We start from the raw sequence: 21,297 nt of genomic DNA, 5'->3' as shown, positions 1-21,297 counted from the left end.
CCCGTGCGAGTTCCGCTCCGCCCTCGAATGGATCACCCAGGAATTCCCCAAGCCCGTGCAGGAAAAGATTGCGCCTACGATTGAACTCAACAGCTGATTGGAGGGGCAAGTTCCACCTTGCCCGGCTCCGCTCAAGCGGCGGACGGGGTGAAACCCGTCCCTCCATTCATACTACCTACTCCGCGTGGAAGGTGAGGCTTCCTTTCATGTCACCATGCTCGGCTGACAAATTTATGGCTCCGTCCTCCGCACCGATCTGCAGCAGCGCGGTGGCGATGCCGGCTTCGGCCATGATGCAATCGACGTTCATCAGCTTCACATCCCCCGTCAGCTTCAGACTGACTTCATCGGAGAAGGTTGGAACCACGGTTCCGTTTTCATCGACGGCGGCGATGTAGGCAAAGACGGTGTCGCTGACGCCCGCTTCCGGCGCCTTGCCGTTTTCGCCAAGCCACACCTTGAGCGCCACGGCCTTGCCGGGCGTTTGGACGACGTGCTCGGCGACGGGCTTGCCACCAATGTAGCCGACCGCCTTGAGCGTGCCGGGTGTAAACGTGACCACCGTGAAGGTGAACGGCGGATGCCCAAGTTTCGTAGTGTTTTTATTCGAGTCGGGCTTCTGCCTTGCAACGGAGTTGCCGTTCAGGAGCAGCTCAACCTCTTCGCAGTTGGAATGCACTTTCACGTCGGTTGCGGATTCCGGCGTCCACCAGCTGGCTACGTTGACCATGGCGCCCTGCGCGGGATCGCGCTGGCTCTGATAAAAATAATAGGCAAACTTCGGGATGCGGAAGAGATCGACGACGCCGGAATATTCAATGTCCTGGGCATAGCCGCGGTTGTAGTCGTTCCACACCCAGTAGCCATCGCCGAAGGCGTAGGTGCCGAGGTTGTCGTTGTGCGATTCCTGCAGGTTGTAGCATTGCTGCAGCAGGCGCTTTTCACCGAAGCCGCGCGCCTGGCGGCTGCTGGTCTCGAGGCGGCGGGCCTTGTCCAGCTGGTCCTGGTTGAGCCCGGCGTTGTTGGAAAAATATTCCCAGTCGCCGTATTCCGAAACAAAGTAGGGCTTTTCGAGCTTGGGATGGAAGCCATGCAGAATGCGGTGCTGGCGCGCCTGGAAAAAGATGTCGTAGGCATAGTCCATCCAACCGCAGGAGAACGTGTTGTTCCCCGGATACTCGGCATGGGTGATGCGGTGCAGCTCGTCCATGAAAAATTCCGGCATCTTGGTTTCGTTCAGCGAAACCTCCCAGGTCAGCACGCAGGGGTGGTTGCGGTCGCGGCGGATCAGCTCGCGGGCGGAGCGGTAGCAATATTCGCGGAAGCGGTCGTCGTCGTTGTAATACTGCCAGCCCATGATGGCATCGATCGTGATCAGGCCCAATTCGTCGCAGGCATCCATGAAGGCCGGCGAATGCGGATAGTGCGAGAGGCGGATGCAGTTGAAGCCGCCATCCTTGATCAGCTTGGCGTCGCGCCACTGCGCGTTGTCGGAGAGCGCGTAGCCGATGTAGGGATAGTCCTGGTGGCGGTTGGTGCCGCGCAGGAAAATCTTTTCGCCGTTGAGGAAAAGTTCGTGGCCGTTGCGAAACTCGAACGCGCGGATACCGATCCGGCAGGTTACCACATCCTCCACCTCGTCCCCTTCCAGCACGGAGGTTTTCAGCGTGTAGAGATTCGGTGCATCGGGCGACCACAGCTGGGCGCCGGCCACCTTGATCTCTTGAACGAATTCGGCATCGCCGCCAGCCTTGATTTCAACCGGCGCGGACGATTGCTTGGCGACCAGCTTGCCGTCGAAAAACAGTTCGTGGAGCACGATTGCGGTCTCGGCCTCGTCGTCCCCATTAACGACATGGGTCTTCACCTTCACGACCGACTCATCCTCGGACACCTTCGGGAAGGTGACAAACACGCCACCGCCGGCAACCTTGTCGGCCAGCACCGGATGCGAGATGTGCAGCTCATCCTTGAGGGTAATGAGCACATTGCGGTAGAGACCACTGTACATGCAGAAATCGAGGCGCTTGACCGGCTTGGGCCCGGTTAACGGATTGTCGCGGCTGTCGAGGCGGATCGCCAGCTGGTTCCTGCCTTCCTTCACGAAGTCCGACGCGTCGACCACCACCGGCAGATAGCCGCCCGCGCGTTCCTTAGCCAGTTTGCCATTGATCCAAACCTGCGACTGGCTCATCGCGCCTTCGAGCGTGAGGATGATTTTTTTCCCGAGTAATTCTTTATCAACATCGAAATCCTTGCGGTACCAGCAGACGCCTTGCCATTGATCGGTGATGACCAGCGGCTCCAGATAGGCCGAGTGCGGCAGGCTTACGATCTCCCAGGCGGAATCGTCGAACACAACCGCCTCGAATCCGGCGGTGTCCGCCTCGGGATTCTCCAACCGCTGGAACTTCCAATCCGCATTCACGCTGATGGTGTTTTCCGAAACCTCTTTGCACCCCGCCAGACCCAAGGCCACCAGTAACGCCGCAACAATCCATATCTTTTTCATTTCTTCCATCCTTCCTTTTTCATATCCGCATAAAACCCAACAACAGTCAATGTGCCAAAGGCACTACACAGTCAGCATGTGATGCAGCCCCATGTTTCACGACACCTTCCGCAAACCGGCGTCACCGATCATCATTTACCCCCCCCCCCCGCGTACGGATAGTTCACGCTCTTCGTCGTTTCCGCATTGAGGATTTTTTCCATGCGTTCGGCGATCTCCGGATATTTCTTGGCGACGTCGTTTGTTTCATAAAGATCATCCTTAAGATAGTAGAGCTCAACGTCTGCATGTTGTCCATAGCGCACGGCTTTCCAGTCGCCGCGGCGCGTCGCCTGGCGGAAGGCCTTGGCCGAATTGGATTCCGCAATTTCCCAATAGAGATGGTCATGCTTCTTTTGCTGCTTGCCGAGCACGGTGGGGAGGAAGGAGATGCCATCCGTCTGCTCCGGCGCTTCGATGCCGGCCACTTCCGCCAGCGTCGGCATCACATCGTAGAAGGTCGCCGGGTGGCTGGTCGTCCCCTGGATGGATTTGCCATTCCAATAGACAAAGCCGGGAACTCGGATGCCGCCTTCATACATATCGCGCTTGTGCCCTTTCAATCCGTGCGAACTCTTGAAGAACAGCGGATCATGCTTTGGGCCGCCCTTGGGGCCTTCCGCATGGGGGCCGTTGTCGGAGGTGAAGAGAATGAAGGCATTGTCGAGCTCGCCCATGGCCTCCAGCCGATCCAGCAGACGCTGGATCTGTTCATCGAGCATGGTGATGCGCGAAGCGTGGCGGCGCTCGATCTCCGGCCAACCGAATTCCTTGTAGCGCTCCGTTTCGCGCAGATGGAATTCGTGCGCATGTGGGCTGCGGTAGGACATGAACAGGAAGAGCGGCTTATCCGAATCGCGATCCTTCTTCAAAAAATCCAGAACAATATCGGTGCGGAACTCATCCAGGCAGTCGTGCTGGGTGTAGTCGTGGAAGATGCTTTCGGTGCAGCCATTCACCCAATGGTCGCGTTCATCGTATTGGCCGCCCTCGGGGGTTGGCCCCCACTGTTCCTGCACCGCAAAATCGAACCCGCGCCCGGTCGCCCAGGTGGATACATCCTGCGGAATGCCCAGGTGCCACTTGCCGACAAACGCCGTTTGGTATCCGGCACCCTTCAGCATTTCGGCCAGGGTGACTTCGGATTTTTTCAGCGCAATCCGATCCCAGCTTCCATCCACCGGAATGAAACCTTTGTTGCCACGGATGGTTGCATGCCCGGCGTGGATGCCGGTCATCAGCACGCCGCGCGACGGCGAGCAAACCGAACACCCCGCATAGAAATCCGTAAAGCGCAGCCCCTTTGCGGCCAGCGCATCGAGATTGGGCGTCTTGATGACTTCCTGCCCATAGCAACCCAGATCGCCATAGCCCATGTCATCAACCAGCAGGATGATAATGTTCGGCTTCTTCTCCGCCTGCACCGCAACCACGGACAAAAGAAACACACTCAGCAACTTTACGATTCTCATGATCAAACTCCATTTTGACCACGGAATACACTGAATACACGGAATACACGGAAACCAGATGCCGAGTCAGTTCCGTGTATTCAGTGTATTCCGTGGTTTACTTCTTTTTTAATTCGGGGAAGTTCCATTTGTCGAGGTGCGACGGTTTGCGGGCCTGCTTGATAAGCGTGCTCAACTCGGAGGCCACTTCGGGGAACTCGCCGGCCAGGTCGGTGGTTTCGCCGGGATCCTTTTCGAGGTCGTAGAGTTCCAGTGGTGCGTCGGTCCGCTTAAGGATGTCGTAGACGACGCCCTTCCACTTGCCTTTGCGGATCGCCTTGCGCCCGCCCTTCATGGCGAACTCCCAATAGAGATAGTCGTGCTCGGCCTGGATATCCTGGCCCAACAGCGTCGGCAGGTAGGATTTTCCATCCACCGGCTTCGGCAATGGCTCGCCGGTCAGCTCGGCTACGGTGGGCAGGAAATCCCAGAAGGCGGAAATGTGGTCGCTCACGACGCCTTCCTGAATCCTGCCCGGCCAGGTGGCAATCATCGGGACGTGGATGCCGCCTTCGTAGAGATCGCGCTTGAAGCCTTTCCAGACGCCGTTGGAGTCGAAGTATTCCGGGTCGGCCCCACCCTCTTCGTGCGCGCCGTTGTCGGACGTAAAAATAACGAGCGTGTCGTCGGCGATGCCCAGCTTGTCGAGCTCGGCCATCACTTCGCCAACATAGTCGTCGAGAATGTTGACCATGGCCGCAAACGCGGCGTGGCCTTCCGGCTGCCCAATGTAGTAGTCCTCTTCATAGTTGAGTTCCGGCAAATATTTTCCGCGATGCTTCTGCATGTATTCCTCGGGGGCAATCATGTCGGCGTGCGGTTGCACGAGGGCATAGTAGCAGTAGAATGGCTCGTCCTTGTTTTCGCGGATAAACTTGAGCGTCTCCTGGTGGATGAAGTCCGGCGCATAGTCTTTGCTGAACGACGACACGTTGCCCCACAGGAACTCGCGCTCGCCGTTGCTCCACATCCAGGCCGGATAGTAGCAGTGGGCAATACGCTGGCAGTTGTAGCCGTAGAAACGGTCGAAGCCCATCTGCATCGGGTCGCTGCCGGAGCCGGTCATGCCAAGCCCCCACTTGCCAAACACGCCCGTCTTGTAGCCGGACTTCTTGAAGTGGTGCGCGGCGGTGTAGGTGTCGGCCGGCATCGGCTGCTGGCCCTCGGGTTTCATCTCGGCATTGCCGCGCACGACCGCGTTGCCCATGTGATAGCCCGTCAACAGCGCGCAGCGCGACGGCGCGCAAACGGTCGATCCGGAATAATGGTTGGTGAACTTCATCCCGCGCTTCGCCAGCGCATCGATGTTCGGCGTTTCGAACATCGTCTGCCCATAGCAACCGAGGTCGCCATAGCCGAGGTCGTCGGCCAGGATAAAGATCACGTTCGGTTTGCGCGCATCCACCACAACCGCCGCCAACATCGCTACAGCCACCCATAAAGCCCTTTTCATCACACCTGCTCCTTCACGATTCCTAAATAGTTATAGAGAACAGTATGTGTACACCCTGCGCACCGGCAACAATAGGCAACGATGCGTTTAAAACATACGCCATTTTGCCAGACAGGTGAATGAGGTAGGGACGAGTGTCCCACCCGTCCGCGGCGGCCACGTCTGCTGGCGCGAGCTCATCCCGTACCCAAAAGGTATCAGCTAGAATTTTTTTGACGGGATACCGCATCTAAAGCATGTGTTTTTGCCGGAGGCCGGCGGCGGGGCAGGCGAGACGACTTGGTACGGACTGGCGACGGGGCAGGCAGGATGCCTGCGGGACGGCTTGGCGGCGGGGCAGGCGGGACGCCCGCGGTATGGACTTGCGACGGGGCGGGCGGGATGCCTGTCGTTAAGAATCAGCCTGCGTTTTTCACGTAAAGTCCAACCTGGCTCGCCGATTATTATGCAACGGCAAGCTGGTGGACTTCTTTATGAATTTTGTCGGACACGGTGTCTTCTGCCACATCGAGATCATAATCCATCTGAAGACCTAGCCAGAAAGATGCTGAATTTCCAAAATAGACAGAAAGACGTAATGCTGTATCTGCAGTTACACTTCTTTTCCCATGAACGATTTCGTTAATTCGTCTGGGAGATACGGCAAGATCTCTACCTAATTTATTCTGGCTGATTTCCATTGGTTTCAGGAATTCTTCGTTCAGGATTTCTCCCGGATGTACTGGAGCAATTTTTCTCATGTTATAACCTCAATGATAGTCAACAATTTCAACATTGAATGCATTACCATCTTTCCATTGAAAACAGATTCGCCACTGTTGATTAATTCTGATGCTGTGCTGTCCTTTTCTGTTTCCGGATAGGGCCTCCAATCTATTAGCTGGAGGTATTCGCAAATCATCAATATTTGAGCTTCGATTCAGCATGCGTAGTTTTCTAAACGCAATTTGCTGAATTTTCGTGGGCAACTTCTTTGAGTATTGCCTGGAATATATCTTTTCAGTCTCTTTGCATTTGAATGTTTCAATCATTGGAATGCAGGGTATAACGCATATCGTTATAGGGCAAGGTTGTTTTCTGGCGAACGTTGAATGAACGAACGTCGTCTTTATAGGATTGAAACAGGGAAACACCATAATGCGTACCGTTCCACCCGTCGATTTAAAGCTTGATTAAGCGCGGTAGCAGGCATAGTTGAACGACGGATTCGGGGGATATGCAAAATTTGCATATGGAAGGGCAACTTTGTGGTTATCCTCACTCTATTTAGTTACCGCATCTATAGAATGTGTTTTTGCCGGATGCCGGAGGCGACGGGGCATGGCGACGTGGCAGGCGGGCCGCCTGCGGTACGACTTGGCGACGCCTTGGTACGGACTGGCGGCGGGCAGGCGAGGCGGCGACGGTGCGGCTTGGCGGCGGGGCAGGCAGGATGCCTGCGGCACGGCCTTTCACCTGCGTCAACAAAACGGAAATGCTTTATCCTAGATGCGGGAATGGGCCACAGATGAACACTGATAAACCTGGAGCAGCGGTGCCGCAACCAAATTATATGAAGCTACAGATGAACACCGAAGACACGGATTTTTTACCACAGAGATCTCAGAGACACAGAGCATCCTAACCCTCTGTGCCTCAGAGTCCTCTAGCGCAGCGGGTGGTAAAAAATTTGCCAGGAAAACAAGAAATTGACGGATAGTAGTACGGATGTGGCAAGTTATTGCACGAATCATAGGAACTTAACTTGAATGGTCTCACCACAGAGGACACTGAGGCACAGAGAAATATAGCAACCCCGCTCCTCTGTGCCTCAGTGCCCTCTGTGGTAAAAAAACGAATCAGTTTAATTTGGTATCACTTCCGCACCCTGAGAAGTGAATGGGCAGGGAGTTCAATCCTGTTGGAATTTCGGTGGCAATTGCGCACTGAAAAAGCACAAAGGCATGTGTTTGCTTGGCTTCGCTATCTTAAAAGCAACTTCGGTTTAGTTTGTCGCAAACGTGCCATCGGCCAAACTGTATTATTATCAGCAACGAATGTAGGAAAAACATCGAATAGCACGGCACGCCGGATTCGTTGTTTTACCTACATTCGTTGCTGCTCTTTTTTACGAGTCAGTGCAATGCGTCAAATAAGCGGGAAATGCTTTAGCGTTTTTCTGTTATACATCCGCGTTTGTCCGTGTTCTTCCGTGGCTTATATCAGGTTCCGGCTTTGCCGGGGCGGGATTTGATCAGAGCATGAAGCGGCGGCGGATAAAGAGTACGCCGGTTCCCACGGCAACCACCAGGCCAAGCGTGGCCGGTTCCGGGATCACAGTGAATTCACTCACGGTGCGGCTATTGAGGCCGATGGCACCGTCTTCGCGTCCCGTGCCCCAAACGCCATAGTTCGATGCGGTGTCGGCAAAGTTTATCCCGGTTACGGTTCGATTCGTGGTGAATAACGTCGCGGCACTAAAGATCGTCGCGGTTCCATCCCAGGTGTCATCGGCCGTCTTTGTCATTGCATAGGTCAGCGTCAGCAGAGCGCTGGCTTGGTTCAAGCCGGTAAAGCCAAGATCGGAACCGTAGAAGATGGTTTCGCCACCGCCAAACTCAAGGGAGAATTCGGAGGTTGGGCCGTTGCCGTTTCCTGCGCGGCTGAAATTGGCAATGAGGTTGTCGTTGGCCGAACTGCGTATTCCTGTGTTTATCACCTCCGCCCAGCCATTGCCACCGGTCAGATTGAACGTGAAATCGATGCTGGAGGTAATCGTGTCGCCAATATCCGGCGTGTAGACTTCGCCCAGGTAGCGGTAGGAGTCCCATGCGGCGTCGGCATTGCCGGAAACCAAAGCACCGCTGGCGGTATTGGTTACACTTTCGGCGGCACCCGCGCCGTGGCTCCACCAGTCCGAGTGGTCGTGCAGGCGGTTGCCAACCGGATACGCGGAGTTGTCTGTAAAATCAATCACAACAGCCTGTGCGCTGAGCATGGCAGCTGACATCGCCAGTAAAACAATCTGTTTTTTCATTTTCATTGGTTTCCCTTTTTTCTCGGCATGAGGGAGCCACAAAGCGCCCAATTCAAGTCGATACGCTATGATGCCCCCGCCCTCCCGTATATATGGGATCCAACATTAAATATGTGGATTTCCGCCAACGCCTTGCCACACCCTTGTTCCCCCACGAGCGGCGGACGGGGTGGAACCCGTCCCTCCAGTTTAGGCCCTTCCCCGAAGGGCCAGCACAACATGTTGTTCGGCGTAGCGCGGATATCCGATCCGCGTTTCCTGGGCAGCGTGAACTCGCATCGGATATGCGAGCTACGGCTTTGCATCGGCTGCCGAAGGCCTTTTGTTCCGGGCGCAGCCCAGGAACAAACCTAGTATTCTTGCAGCGATCAATAGCTCAAATCGATGAAGCGCATGGAACCGGCCGGTACGGTGAGTTGGGTGGACGCACCATCAACCGATAGGTTTTCGCCGGAGAGGATGTCCAGTGCGCTCGCGGGCGCCTTCCCATTGAAATGGATCGTGGCGGCGCGCTCCTGCGGGTCGATGTAGCCGGGGTCGATCAGCACCACGCGGATGTGTTTGGCATCGAGACGGATCGCGCTCCAGGAAGCGCCCTTCACAACAACGGGCATCTTGGCGGCCCCTTCCCTGGCGGCGTTGCCGATGAGGGGGCCGAACGCCTTGGCGGAAACCTTTTCGCCATCCACAAAACCCACCTTGGTATCGCTGACGGTGAACGGCGTTTTGCGCTCGATGAGCTTCGGCGCATATTCCACGGGCACGATCGGCACGAGGCCGTTGGGCATTTCGGGCAGGAAGTTGAGCCAGCGGTATGCAACACCGAGCGCCTGTTTGGAATAGTCATGGTCCGGCAGGCTCGCGCCGCACCAGGCCACCTGGGCGACCGAAAGGACGGCATCTTCGTTTTCCTTCGAATAGGTCTTCATGTTGTGGCCGTCGTCGATGGTGTGGATGTGATCCTCGTCGGCCTCCTGGATCAGGTGCCATGAGCTAATCGAGAGAATGTCCTCCTTATCGACCACCGGCAGCACGCCGGACTTCATCAGCGCGAAAAGGATGTTCATGCCCGGGTCTTCGAGATAGCCGATACCGAACAGGATGCCGTAGCGCGCACCATAGGCGGCGAGCAGCGCGCCGTTGCGCAAGTAGGGCGAGACCGACCGCTGCCCGCCCGGCGAGAGTGGGCGCCAACTGGTTGGGTTGTCGTCCACCAGGCGCGTGGCGAAATCGTCGATGTAGCCGGCAACGAGCATGCCGACGCGGCCGGTGAAGTTGATGTCCTGCGTGCGGGAGTTGGTATCCTCGGCGGAGGGCACGAGGATGTCGTTATACTTGCCCGAAAAGAACAAATCCTTCCATGGCTCCTGGTGCGAGCTGGCCGCCCAGAACACGTTCTTGTAGCGGAAGTAGAGCTTCGCCCGTCCGTGCTTCCGGCAGGCCTTGGCCAGGCGCGGCACATATTCGTTGATGAAGTGGTGCACGCGCGGATCGTGGATGTCGTGCATCTCGGCGTAGATGAAGCCGTAGCAGGTGTTCGGCGCAACCTCAAGCACCTGCTCCATCGTATCGATCTGCGTAATGAACGGGTCGTTGCCATGCCCCGCCCAGGCGACAAACGGTTCGCCGTTCTTTTCGAGTTCGCGGGCCAGTGCCACGATCTCTTCGCGGGTTTGGTCGTAGCCCATCCGCTTGTCGCGTTTCAACGCCTCCTCGCCCATGGCCGCCACCAGCTCGGCGCGGTCGGTGTTTTCCTGCATGCCGACCTGCTGGACAAATGTGATTTTGGCGGCGTCCAGCCTGGCCACCTCCGGCAATTCATCGACGCCCGTAATCATGACCCACTCTTTTTTGGCGGGTTGCTGGTAGGTCGGCGGCTTAAAGTCGAGCGCCTGGCGGTAGAGCGTTTCGAGGTTCCGTTCCACCTCGGCCAGGCGGCCCCGGAGCACATGTTCCGCCTTCCACCAGCCGTCGCCCTTGAGGGGATAGGAATAGACCGTGTTTCCGCCACCGATCTGGCCACCGGCAAAAAGCGTCCCCGTTACCGGTTCGAGCGCAAAATCGTTGAACAGGAGTCCGCGGTATTTTTCGCCCGTGGTTTCGATCAGGTTGCCTTTCAGGTCGCAGACATAAAGCACGCCGCCATACTGGAAAGCCACTTCCTCGCGGACCGGCAGCAGGCATTGACCCTGCACGTGGGCATAGCGCTGTTTGTGCTTCCGGCTCCCGACCTGTTTTGCCTGTTCCCGGAAACCGGCATCCAGGGCAATGAACGTGCCCAGCCCATCCTTCGACGATCCGAAGAAGAGCAGGTCGTCGAGGCCATCCCGATCCAGGTCGGCAACGGAAAGATCGGTGACCATCAACGTTCCCCAATCCTTGGAAGGCGGATTCTTGCCATCCAATTGCCGCTGCACCTTCTTTGTTTCGGGATCGAGCAAGCCCATGAACTCCCAGCGGAACTTATCGTGGGAGTAGGTCATTACGAAAAGCGAGGGTTTGTTCCGGTTCAGGAAATGGCCCGCCTCGATCTTGCGCACCACCCCGTCGATCGGGGTTTCGGACCGCAGCTTGCCGGTTGCATCGAGCTCATAGAGGGTGGAGTCGTTGCCGCCCGCAAAGATTTGGGCGCGCTGGCCCGTTCCAACCACGGCGACTTCGGAAAAGCGCACCTTGTGGCCCGGATTGAATTTCCACTTCAGCGTTCCATCCGCATTCCAACAATGGATATGGCCATCGCCACTGGCCGCCAGCAAGTCGTCGCGTCCGTCGGCATCGAGATCCACCGCTTCGATCTCGAACATCACCGCCGGATCTTCGGAGGGGTTGCGCCAAAGCAACGAGCCATCCGCCTTGTAACACGAAACCGCTCCGTCGATCTCGGAAACGAACAACACCGGCGTTCCCTTGACCGTGCCGGGAACCAAGTTGCGTATCCCGTTCCCGGCCGTCTCGAAATCCTTTGCCAGCACCCCAAACGCGCACAGCAGCGCAACCATCAGCAGCAACGTCTTCATCAGCAAACTCCTCATTGAAAAAGCAACAAAACGTCGCAATGGCCCCATGCAGGACAGCGCGGCCACCCTCGAATGCGCAAAATACATGCGCCATTCCGCCACCGAAAAACCGGACAAAGCAAAAGCCGCCCAACAGGTGCCCCGCTTGGCAACCGGGAACCTTTCCGGCGCTGCCTCACAGGAACTTGACTTGAATGGTCTCTCCACAGAGGACACGGAGGCACAGAGAAATATGCCAACCCCGCTCCTCTGTGTCTCTGAGTGCTCTGTGGTTAAACTGACGTAGCCACACACTTTTCATAGCACTAGTTTAGCTTCAGCACGGCGCCGGATGAGGTGCCGTATTTCCCGCCGCGGAAGGCGGCAAACAGATATTCCGGTTTCCCGCCGCGCATCAACAGCTGCGGGCGCTCGAAACGGCCTTCGCCCCACGCGCCGGTCGACGGCTCGTCGAAGTAGCGGAAGGCATCCCAGAACGCAATCTTGGGCGGACTCCAATCCACCCCGTTGTCCGACTCGAAATACAACCCGTATTCATGGTTCCAGAAGCCCATGTCGCGCATGATCATTTTAAACGTATTGTCCTCCACCCAGATATAGGCGTCTTCGCTCTGCGCATTTTCAACGTCCTTGCGGAGATCGATCATCGGCCCATCGCCTTGCTTCACCCATGGGCCGTTCAGGTCTTTCGCAATCGTCAGGCCGTATTGGCGGTTGGTGTTGCGCCAATCGTTGGTCGCCTTGTCCAGCTCCCAATCGGCAATGCGCCACGACTTGTAGTAGAGCCACAGTTCACCGTTCGGATGCTGAAGGAAGGCCGGATTAGAAGTCACCATGGAGTTCCATGCATTCGGATCGGGATCCGGTTCGATGATCGGGGCATCCGAACGCTTCCAGGGGCCATGTAACGAATCGGCCGTAGCCATGCCCACGCGCTTTGTCCCCGGCTGCCCGTCTGAATTCCCCATGTAGAACAACACGTATTGATCGCCGACCTGGTGGATCGTCGGGTTGTGGCAGGTCATCGAGTCCCACCAGTCGCCGCCGCGGCCGCTGATCGGCACATCCACGGTTTCGTACGGCCCGGCGGGATCGTCGGCCACCGCGTGCGCGATTTCGCTGACGGACAGCCAGCCTTCATGGTTGGCTTCGTTTTTCCAGCGGGAATAAAAGACGTGCACCTTTCCGTCCGGACCGTAGATCGGCGAGCAACCCCACACATGGTGGCCGGGATCCTCGAGAATCCGGCCAACGCCGGTCAACCGTTCGCAGAACCCAGACACCACTTCCGGCCGTTTGTTTTCTTTTTGTTCCATATTCATCTCTCCAATTTCAACAATTGACTCGCGTATATTATTTAGGGTCGCCCGAGCGAATGCCGCTCGCGCTGTTTCCCGGACAACCCATGCCGATAATAGTGCTCGGGGCTGTATTGCTTGAAATGCCCCTTCATCTCCTGGTCATCTAGATCGAGGCTCAGGTCGCAGTCGAAACGGGTCAGGATCGAATAGTTAGTGCGCCAGTCGTCAGCGGCATTCACGAAGTGGGCTAGCCCCCAGGTGATGCCCCGGCCGTCCTTGGTGCCGGTGAATGCATCGGGAACGAATGGCCCCGCCGCAACGGGCATGAGTTCGACCATGGAGGCGATCTCGAAGTTTACCCAATCCTCGGCATACTGGATGGTGTTGCGTTCCATCCCATCCTTGATGACCAAGGCCGCCACGCCCTCCTTGAACGGGAACAAGGTGGTTTCATGCCCGGAGTTGATCACCGGGTTCAGCGGATGTTTCTTGAATGGTCCCAAAGGATTGTCCGCGATTGCAAGCCCCTGCATCCGAACCTTCGACGGTTTCAGCTCAGGCCGCTTGTCGAAGTCGGCCTTGTAGTAGAGGTAGATTTTTCCGTCGTGCACCAGCGGATAGGGATCGTGGATGGAAAACTGGTCCCACTCCCCGGGCGCGCCGTTGGGGATGACAATCTTCCCGTGCGGCGTCCAGGGGCCGTCGGGGGAATCGGCATAGGAAACGGCGACCGGGCAGAAGTCGCCCCGCGTTCCGCTGGCCTCCATGAAGGCTTGGTAGTAGAGATAATATTTCCCCTCCCATTCCAGGATATCCGTGGTCGTGACCGACCGCCAACCGGGCTGCGGCTTGGGCGGGCGCGGCACGGCAATCCCCTGCTCTTCCCAGGTGAAGCCATCCGTCGAGGTGGCATACCAAATGTCGGCCAGATCCCAGTCCGCCGACGGGACTTCATCCGTCGCCAGATGCGCCCGGGACATACCGGCCGGCTTAACGGGTGTTTTGCGGCCGGTGTACCACACATAATATTTCCCGTTGGCGAAGATGACCTTGGAGGGATCGCGCCGCGATACCGTTGCATCGCCGCCGTTATAGTCGAAGCCTTTCAGCTCCGTGTATTTAAACTCGGTGAACAGCTCGTTGCTTTCCGGCCGGAACCCTCCGTATTCATCATACGCCCGCTCAACGGCGGCGCTCAATGGGCGGCCCGGTTTTTCCGGCGGGATTAAAAACGGGAATGCACCGGAAACGTCTTCCGCCAGGCTCCACCCTGCCGCTCCGGAAATGCCGATCAATATCGCAGCCAGCCTTTTCATATCAAACCTCCAACCGCCGGGTTATAGGCAATTAACCTGAAGAGTCTCACCACAGAGCGCACGGAGGCACAGAGCAACCAATATATCTGCCACCCTCTGCGTCTCAGTGAACTCTGTGGTAAAAAATACAAATCAGTTTAATTTGGTATTACTCCACGCCTTTAACCGTTGGAACCAGGCCGGCGGGAATATCGAGTTTCTTGTTATCCGCGCCCTTGGCAAAGAGGCTGATGTTGTAGCTGTTCATCTTGCTCCAGTCGCACTCCACACGGCCATCGCCCAGCACAATGTTGCCGAGCTTCCGGCGGAACCATTCGGCCAGCGCCCGGTATTCCGGATCGGCGGCCACATTGTTGCGTTCGAGCGGGTCCTGCCGCAGGTCATAGAGAGCGAGCTCCGCCGCTTTAACCGGGCATTCCAGCGCCCACTTGATGTTTTTGTTCAGGTTGCCTTCCTTGGCGAGTGCGTTGCCGGGACGGGTGCGCATGGAGAATCCGAACTCCTTGGAACGCAGGTAAGCGCGCGGCCCGTAGATCAGGTTCATTTCGCCCAGCGCATACGCTCGGTCGATGGCTTTGCCGGCGATGACCTCGGCCAGATCATAGCCGTCCAGATAATCATATTGGGCGTCATGGATGTTCACCCCTCCGGCGGCCAGAATCGTCGGCATGAAGTCAACGTATTCAACAATACCGTCATAGACCTTGCCGGGGGGAAACTTGGTTTTGTCGGAGGACACCACGATCGCCGCATTATGGATGGACTGCCGCCACGGGGTGAACTTGGTCTCAATGCCCTGTTCGCCGAGCTGCCAACCGTGGTCGCCGACCGTGTAGATGATCAGATAGTCCCGCTTGTTCTTGGCGCAATATTCCTTGAAGGCTTTTACGGCATCGCCGATCACCGCATCGCCATGGGCACAAAAGGCAAAGTAGTCGCGCATGGCCTTCTGTACCTCTTCAGCGGAATAGGCCCGCTTGGCTTCGACATCTTCCGGTGTGGTGGCGATGATTTTCATGTTTTTACAAATCTGCTGCAACTGCGGCGGGAGCTTTTCCAGATCCGCAGGTTCGAATTCCGGCACGTTGTAGGTCTTGTCTTTGAAACGGTCGCGACACGACTGCGGCGGCAACACGGGGGTGTGGGGCAGGCGCAGGCCGACATCAATCATAAACGGCTTATCCGAGGGCACGCCCGTCAACGTTTCGCCATAGGAGGTGGTATACGGTTTGTCCGCGTTGGCAAGGTAGTCCTTGAACTCCTTGACGATATAGGCATCGAGCGTTTTATCGGCCGTCTGCGGATTGCGCCCCCCATAGATCAGCGTCTTCGAATAAAAGCCCTCGGGATAGGCGCGCAGCAAATCGAATTCGCGGTCGGTCTGCTTCTGGTGGGCGACATCTTCCGCAGTGAGCTCGGCATCTTTTCGATTGATGAAGTATTCACGCACCGTACCGTCGGCATACATGACCTTTTCCTGGTTCCCAAGAACGGTATATTGCCCATCGACATTGCCCCCGGCCACATGGGAGTAGATGTCGCCAACGCCATTCGCCTGCAGGTCATGCTTGAAATGGATGCGCGTGCCAAAGAGCCCATCCGTATTGTAGGCGTTCGGAACCGTGTAGATATAGGAATCCATCTTGCCAAAGGCCCCCGTGCTGTAGCCGTATTCGCGGATGGTTTGGTGAACGATGGGTTTCACGAACTCCGCCTTCTGGTGCGTCAGCTCAAACGCATAGTGGCCATTGCGGAACGGGTAGCGCCCGCTGTGCATCGAACCGCGCGATGGCCCGCAGGCCGGGGAGTTGCAGATGGCGCGGGTAAACAGCACCCCTTCCTTCGCCAGGGCATCGATGTTCGGCGACTCCACATAACCCAGTAGGTTTTCATCGGTTCCATAGACTGCCCGGTTAAAACAGCTCAATGAATCCGCCCGCTGATCATCCGTAACGATCCACAAGATATTCGGGCGTTTATCCGCTGCGTTCGCCGCCAGCGCGGCCAACACCCCGCCCACCACTAGACATTTAAGTTTCTTCATCATACCTCTCTCCTATTATTCCTGTTTTAAATCCACCGGGCCTCCCGGCAGGATGGGGGTTTCCGGGACTGCGTCATTTTGAAACCCGTCAACGCCCTCTTTAAAGAAATGGATTTTATCAATCCGGAATCCACTGGAACGGCCGCAGATCCAGAAATAGTGATCGCCCTCAGTCAAGTCGTAAAGGGGTTCGGACATCGCGCCCTCTTTATGCCGCACGGAACCATAATTGTTATGGGTGGCAACCCAGTTGAATCCCGCACCCCGACCGGCCTGGAATCCGGTCTTGCGGGTAATTCCATAGGGGCTTACCGGGTTGAGTCCAACGACCGTGAAGCAGCTGCTCCATTGATCCTGCACACCGTCACGATCGTGCGCGGATTTCAGAGCCATGCGATAGTTGCCGGCATTGGTAATCCGCAGCTTGTAGGTCAAAACACCTTGATGCTGATGACTGACGGCATGGTTTTCCCGAGGCATCCATTGGATATATCCAGAACCGCTATATCCCGGTTTCGTTGTCGCCAATTCCCACGCATCCGAAAGCGGAACGCGCTCGGCCTCGATCACAATCCTTCCATCCACCTCTGCAAAAACATGCTGGGTTTCCGGGGGAACCACTTTTGGAGCAACGCCGGCCGGCACGTCCGGCATGGCTGAACGCTTCCCATTCATGGGAAGCGGATCTGCTCCGAACCAGCGCTGCATTTCCGCAATCGAGACCATTTCGTCGTCGCCATTAATCCCGATCAGCCACGAAAGCATCCCCGCATCCGAAACATCGGGTTTCCCGGCAACCACCCGCTCATACACCCAGTTCAGGTTAGGGTCCGCATGGTCCCGCAGCCAATGGAAGTCCGAGTCGTCCTTCCCCTTGAGGCCATTGCCGTTCCAACCGTTCTGGTCCTTGATTCGCAGATACCCAATGCCTGGAACAAGATCTTGAACATCGTTCCAGTTGCGTTGCCACAGGCGGGGCTTGAAATATTCATTGTAGTTATGATGCGAAACGATGATGGCATGCTTCCGAGCCGCAGGATCGGCAGCCTCCAACGATTGGTAAACCAATTCCAACGGGCCGGCGGCAATCAGATATAACGGATCGTCGGGCGTGGATTTATTGATTTCCGCCGCCAGATGCGCCACGGCGCCTTCCGGATCAATGGAGGCATCAAAAAACCGGCGGCGGTCAAATCCCCAGCGGCCCTGCCCGCCCATGGCGCTCAGCCACATGCGGTTGTCGGCCGGTTCAATCCGCTTGTATTCCAGAAAGTTGTTGAAGTCGTAATGCACCAGGTTGTCCTGCAGCCCGGCCTTGGCCAGCATCGCAAGCGTAAACGGGGTGGCACCGACATCATCCGCATCGGCATCCGGATTTCCATCCGTACTGATCGCAATGCGGTTGCCGCGCGTCCACGGCGAGTCGGCCGCTTCAACAACATTGAAATGTGCCGAAGTAAAAAGAATTACGGCATATACCCATATCGCCTGATTTTTTATTTTCATCTGCTTCTCCAGTCTGCGCAAACAGCTCCGTAAGGTGCTTCCACCAAACCGCCGGACCGCATCCAAGCAGCAGTAAAAGCCCAACCGCCTTTTTCATCATCTCGTCTATCCGAATAATCAGCTTATTCCCACTCTACACGGATGCGATAGAAGGCCTGGGTATCGGTTCCAGTGTTTGGAAATGCATAATCGCCATTATCGGCTTCGGCCGATCCGCTCATGGCATCCACCGCTTTCCAGGCATTGGAAGAGAGCAGCGCCTCTTTGTGTTCCAGAATATAGACGCGATTGGAGAGCACCCACGGATCATAAACCACAATTTGAGTGCCATTGGTCATGCCGGCCATAACCGGTGAACCCGCAACATCAATGGGCTGCCCGACCAGGATCTCCTCGGCATTCAGCAGACCGTCTGCGTCGTAGTCTCCCTCGGGGTCCAGGCCTCCGAGGCTGTCCTCGATGCTGTCCGGAATACTGTCGCCGTCCGTATCTACGCCGGCTCCATCCTGCTGCAGGACCAGGTTATCCACAAGGTAGATATCGTTTTTTGCATTTTCCGTCTGTGCTCCTACAATGCCGTCGTTATCCCGGTAGAAATAGATCCCAACCCGGTTGGCAGGATTAACCCCTTCGGTCTGCAGTTCAGCGGATGTCACAGTCAGGTTGAATGAACCGGTTTCTCCTGCCGTTGGCGAAACCGTGTCGCCTAAATCGGTTTCACCGAATTTGTTTATCAGCGCACCGGTAACGGGATCGAATTCACCGAAGCCTACCTTTATGCCGAGGTGGTTTTCAAAGAGGGTTTTAATTTCCCAGTCGCCGGAAAACTGATAATCGCGGTTCAGGGTCCAGGTCTGGTCCGAATAATACTGAACCAGCATTTCTTCATAGCCGAATCCAAGCTGCAGTCCGCCGTCTGTGGTAACAACCGACGAATCCTGGTTTTCCTGGCCTACGCTGCCGTCGACCAGATACCAGGTATTTTCAGGGAACGGCGAGCTGTGGTTATCCGGGTCAACCGTAGAGGAAAAGTCCTCTTCCAGCATAATGTGACTCGGGTATGGCGAAAAGGAAACCGGCATGACCTCCTCAACAACACTGGTTCCGAACACCATGTCTCCGGCATCGCGTGTGGTGACCGTATACGTATATAGCGTATTCGGCAGCAGTCCGGTGTCTGTATAGCTGGGCGAGATCTGCCATCCTGAATCCTCGCCACCGGCATTCCCTGAGGTTTCAGAAAAATAATACTCGGCCCCGGTTGGTCTCGGAACCGCATGCATTTCAACCGTGCCGTCATGCTCTTCCGGCCAGTGATCAAACGCCGAACCGATTTCCGTTGAGAGGCCGCCACCGATCTCGACTGCGCCGATATCCGGCTGACCGATAATCGGATTACCGAAAAAGTCCTCCGTCACCCCGAAACCGACTGCGAGTCCGATCGGATCACCAGGGATTACCGGAATATCAACGCTCCGCCCTTCAACCATACTTCCAGGCATTGGAATATAATCTTCCGGTGTAAAACCCCCTGCATTCGGGAACTGCGGATTTCCATACATTGGATTTCCTTCCTCAAAAATCCAGTTCTCCGGGTAAATGCCGCCGCGCTGATAGAGGTTGTTGGTCCAGATGGCGGTTCCCGGCAGAAGGTTGGTATAGGCACCGCGCCAATAAGGATTTTCATCTTCCAATTCTCCTTCGATATAAAACAGGTTGTTGGCCATCAGGATACCCTTCGTACCCTGCTCGATGGAGAAGGAAGCGTGCTGTCCATCCTTCACGAAGATGGTGTTGTTGTAGATATAGCTGTTATAGGGGCCATGCCGCGGTTGCTCGCTGAAGTTGTGGCTGCTGAAGAGGATCGTATGACCACTGCCCTGCGTTAGACCGTTTTCGTTCACACCCGGCCGGCGGTTTCCATCATTGATGCTGATGTTGTAGCGATAGGAACAGTTCGCATTCACGCCAAGGATTTCAACAAAACCGCCTTCGTTATCCATGCTTAGGTTATACTGAACGATGGCATCCGTATTCCCGATATCGAGGTGCACGCCGCAGGAATCATAACGGCCGCGCGCATGCATAAAGGCGTTCTTTTCAATTAACACGCCGTTACAGTTGATCGGCCAGATTCCGCTGCCGCGTCCGTGCATACGCGGATCAGTATACTGCCCGGAACCGTCCACCGTATTGCCGCGCACCAACAGGTCATCGCACCGGTTCGGCACCATGGCCGGACCACCGATATTTTCCATAAGGTTCTTGAGCACCGACATATTGTTCTGGCGGCTCATGTTGATGCAGCTCATCCCCAGGTTTTCAAAGTGACAATTCACCACGGTCAGGTATTCCGAATGATTTCCATTCTGTCCGCTCGCCAGGATACCATAGCCGGTATAGGTCGTCGGATTGTGCCCCTCATGCGATGACGCAAGGAAAGGATAAATCGCATGGAAATAGACATTGCTGATCGTTATGTGATCGGAATCATTACCGCTGGTATTATTGATATAAATGCCATAACGGTCGGTGCCGTCTGATCCGTCTACATGCGCACCGCCATCGCCCGTAATTTCCAGATCCTGGATAAGAAGATGGTCGCAGCTGGTAATTTGAATGCCCGCCAGATAACCGGCGGCATCGATGACCGGCCGGTTTCCTGAACCGTATGCCCCGATAACAACCGGATTTCCATTCGCTCCGCTATCCGCACTCAGTACAAGCTTTCCGTTAAAGGTATCACCGCGTTGCAGCAGCAATTGTTCTCCGGCACTGAATGCAAAAGAGCCTGCTTTACTCAGCGATGCCCAGGCATTACCCGGCGAGGTTCCTGAATTACCATCATTTCCTCCATCGGCATCCAGATAATAGGTGTTCGGTGTTGCCGCTACGACAGAAAGTTTAAGGTTATCAATCTGGATTACATCAACATTGGTCCCGGGATCTATAAAGTTGTTGTTATGCCCTTCAAGGCCGATCCGGGGGCTGATAGCCGATGCAGATTCCATGGTCGGGGAAACGGGCACCGCCCAGCTCACTTGAATGACATCGCCAACGGAAGCCCCGGCAAGCTCAGTAAACTCGCGTACCGCGGCCTCGGAACCGTCCAGCATCATTTGCAGTTCCGGCTCCGTCGAGCTTCCCGGAACAGCCTGGACATACATATCGAACGACAAAGTGATTTCCTCTCCAACGGTCAGCGAGACCGAGCGAGGGCTGTTATCTGCGGATAACAGTCCCCAGCCGCCGCTTGGATTGGTTCCAGTTGTCAGCTGGAAGGCATTTCCGGACGAGGATGTGAAAGCCGGATGAGGAGTAACCACTTCACCCACAACGTGGTTATGAAGCCGCAGCCCCGCACCGGCAATCTCCTGGTTAATGCCCGTTATATCCCCCAGAGAAAGGGAATCAAAATTCTCATCAATTACTGCGATCTGGGCCAAAACGGTCAAATCGGCAGCCAATATCATAGCGACTGAAATAATGAATGCTTTCACTGAGGCCTCCTTAAAAGCCGGATTTACCATCAATCCCGACTGTATTATGATAACATTCTCATAGCCTACTGGCCAAATGACC

General features: G+C 56.1%; 12 protein-coding genes. All 12 read right to left on the bottom strand.

Annotated features, from left to right (window positions below; translation table 11 throughout):
- Positions 1–175: 175 nt before the first annotated feature.
- The 12 genes from E9954_RS31380 to E9954_RS31325 all read right to left on the bottom strand — a co-directional run bounded on the left by E9954_RS31380 (position 176) and on the right by E9954_RS31325 (position 21,215).
- Entirely contained in the window at positions 176–2,512 is a 2,337-nt protein-coding gene (locus E9954_RS31380) for a glycoside hydrolase family 2 protein (protein WP_168442728.1), read from the bottom strand.
- 131 nt (positions 2,513–2,643) lie between these two features.
- Positions 2,644–4,023: a sulfatase-like hydrolase/transferase gene (locus E9954_RS31375; RefSeq protein WP_136083254.1), complete on the bottom strand. Its 1,380-nt coding sequence runs from the start codon at positions 4,021–4,023 to the stop codon at positions 2,644–2,646.
- 97 nt (positions 4,024–4,120) lie between these two features.
- A complete protein-coding gene (locus E9954_RS31370; protein WP_136083253.1) occupies positions 4,121–5,515 on the bottom strand; it encodes an arylsulfatase in 1,395 nt (464 codons plus the stop codon).
- A gap of 443 nt (positions 5,516–5,958) precedes the next feature.
- A complete protein-coding gene (locus tag E9954_RS31365; RefSeq protein ID WP_136083252.1) occupies positions 5,959–6,255 on the bottom strand; it encodes a HigA family addiction module antitoxin in 297 nt (98 codons plus the stop codon).
- Positions 6,256–6,264: 9 nt separating this feature from the next.
- Positions 6,265–6,546, bottom strand: a complete 282-nt coding sequence (locus tag E9954_RS31360; protein WP_136083251.1) for a type II toxin-antitoxin system RelE/ParE family toxin — start codon at positions 6,544–6,546, stop codon at positions 6,265–6,267.
- A 1,202-nt stretch (positions 6,547–7,748) separates the two neighbouring features.
- Positions 7,749–8,537, bottom strand: coding sequence for a PEP-CTERM sorting domain-containing protein (locus E9954_RS31355; protein ID WP_136083250.1), 789 nt, complete (start codon positions 8,535–8,537; stop codon positions 7,749–7,751).
- Between the two features lie 362 nt (positions 8,538–8,899).
- Entirely contained in the window at positions 8,900–11,548 is a 2,649-nt protein-coding gene (locus E9954_RS31350) for a PQQ-binding-like beta-propeller repeat protein (RefSeq protein WP_136083249.1), read from the bottom strand.
- Between the two features lie 305 nt (positions 11,549–11,853).
- Positions 11,854–12,864 carry a glycoside hydrolase family protein gene (locus E9954_RS31345; protein ID WP_136083248.1) on the bottom strand — a complete coding sequence of 337 codons (1,011 nt, stop codon included), beginning with the start codon at positions 12,862–12,864 and terminating at the stop codon, positions 11,854–11,856.
- A 41-nt stretch (positions 12,865–12,905) separates the two neighbouring features.
- Positions 12,906–14,165, bottom strand: coding sequence for a glycoside hydrolase family 117 protein (locus tag E9954_RS31340; RefSeq protein WP_136083247.1), 1,260 nt, complete (start codon positions 14,163–14,165; stop codon positions 12,906–12,908).
- 148 nt (positions 14,166–14,313) lie between these two features.
- The gene (locus E9954_RS31335; protein WP_136083246.1) at positions 14,314–16,212 is read right to left on the bottom strand and encodes a sulfatase-like hydrolase/transferase; all 1,899 of its coding nucleotides are present in this window, start codon (positions 16,210–16,212) and stop codon (positions 14,314–14,316) included.
- 12 nt (positions 16,213–16,224) lie between these two features.
- Complete coding sequence (locus E9954_RS31330) at positions 16,225–17,715, bottom strand: hypothetical protein (protein ID WP_222847390.1); 1,491 nt, start codon at positions 17,713–17,715, stop codon at positions 16,225–16,227.
- A 122-nt stretch (positions 17,716–17,837) separates the two neighbouring features.
- Complete coding sequence (locus tag E9954_RS31325) at positions 17,838–21,215, bottom strand: right-handed parallel beta-helix repeat-containing protein (protein ID WP_168442727.1); 3,378 nt, start codon at positions 21,213–21,215, stop codon at positions 17,838–17,840.
- Positions 21,216–21,297 lie beyond the last annotated feature (82 nt).

It is taken from the genome of Pontiella desulfatans (assembly GCF_900890425.1).
Taxonomy (GTDB): domain Bacteria; phylum Verrucomicrobiota; class Kiritimatiellia; order Kiritimatiellales; family Pontiellaceae; genus Pontiella; species Pontiella desulfatans.
The sequence above is the reverse complement of the archived record's forward strand: the minus strand, read 5'-3'. Positions and strand labels throughout refer to the sequence as shown.

What these genes read in the sequence shown, in the direction of transcription:
- E9954_RS31380 (WP_168442728.1), bottom strand. Translation starts at nt 2,512, where the DNA reads ATGAAAAAGATATGGATTGTTGCGGCGTTACTGGTGGCCTTGGGTCTG.
- E9954_RS31375 (WP_136083254.1), bottom strand. Translation starts at nt 4,023, where the DNA reads ATGAGAATCGTAAAGTTGCTGAGTGTGTTTCTTTTGTCCGTGGTTGCG.
- E9954_RS31370 (WP_136083253.1), bottom strand. Translation starts at nt 5,515, where the DNA reads ATGAAAAGGGCTTTATGGGTGGCTGTAGCGATGTTGGCGGCGGTTGTG.
- E9954_RS31365 (WP_136083252.1), bottom strand. Translation starts at nt 6,255, where the DNA reads ATGAGAAAAATTGCTCCAGTACATCCGGGAGAAATCCTGAACGAAGAA.
- E9954_RS31360 (WP_136083251.1), bottom strand. Translation starts at nt 6,546, where the DNA reads ATGATTGAAACATTCAAATGCAAAGAGACTGAAAAGATATATTCCAGG.
- E9954_RS31355 (WP_136083250.1), bottom strand. Translation starts at nt 8,537, where the DNA reads ATGAAAATGAAAAAACAGATTGTTTTACTGGCGATGTCAGCTGCCATG.
- E9954_RS31350 (WP_136083249.1), bottom strand. Translation starts at nt 11,548, where the DNA reads ATGAAGACGTTGCTGCTGATGGTTGCGCTGCTGTGCGCGTTTGGGGTG.
- E9954_RS31345 (WP_136083248.1), bottom strand. Translation starts at nt 12,864, where the DNA reads ATGGAACAAAAAGAAAACAAACGGCCGGAAGTGGTGTCTGGGTTCTGC.
- E9954_RS31340 (WP_136083247.1), bottom strand. Translation starts at nt 14,165, where the DNA reads ATGAAAAGGCTGGCTGCGATATTGATCGGCATTTCCGGAGCGGCAGGG.
- E9954_RS31335 (WP_136083246.1), bottom strand. Translation starts at nt 16,212, where the DNA reads ATGATGAAGAAACTTAAATGTCTAGTGGTGGGCGGGGTGTTGGCCGCG.
- E9954_RS31330 (WP_222847390.1), bottom strand. Translation starts at nt 17,715, where the DNA reads ATGAAAATAAAAAATCAGGCGATATGGGTATATGCCGTAATTCTTTTT.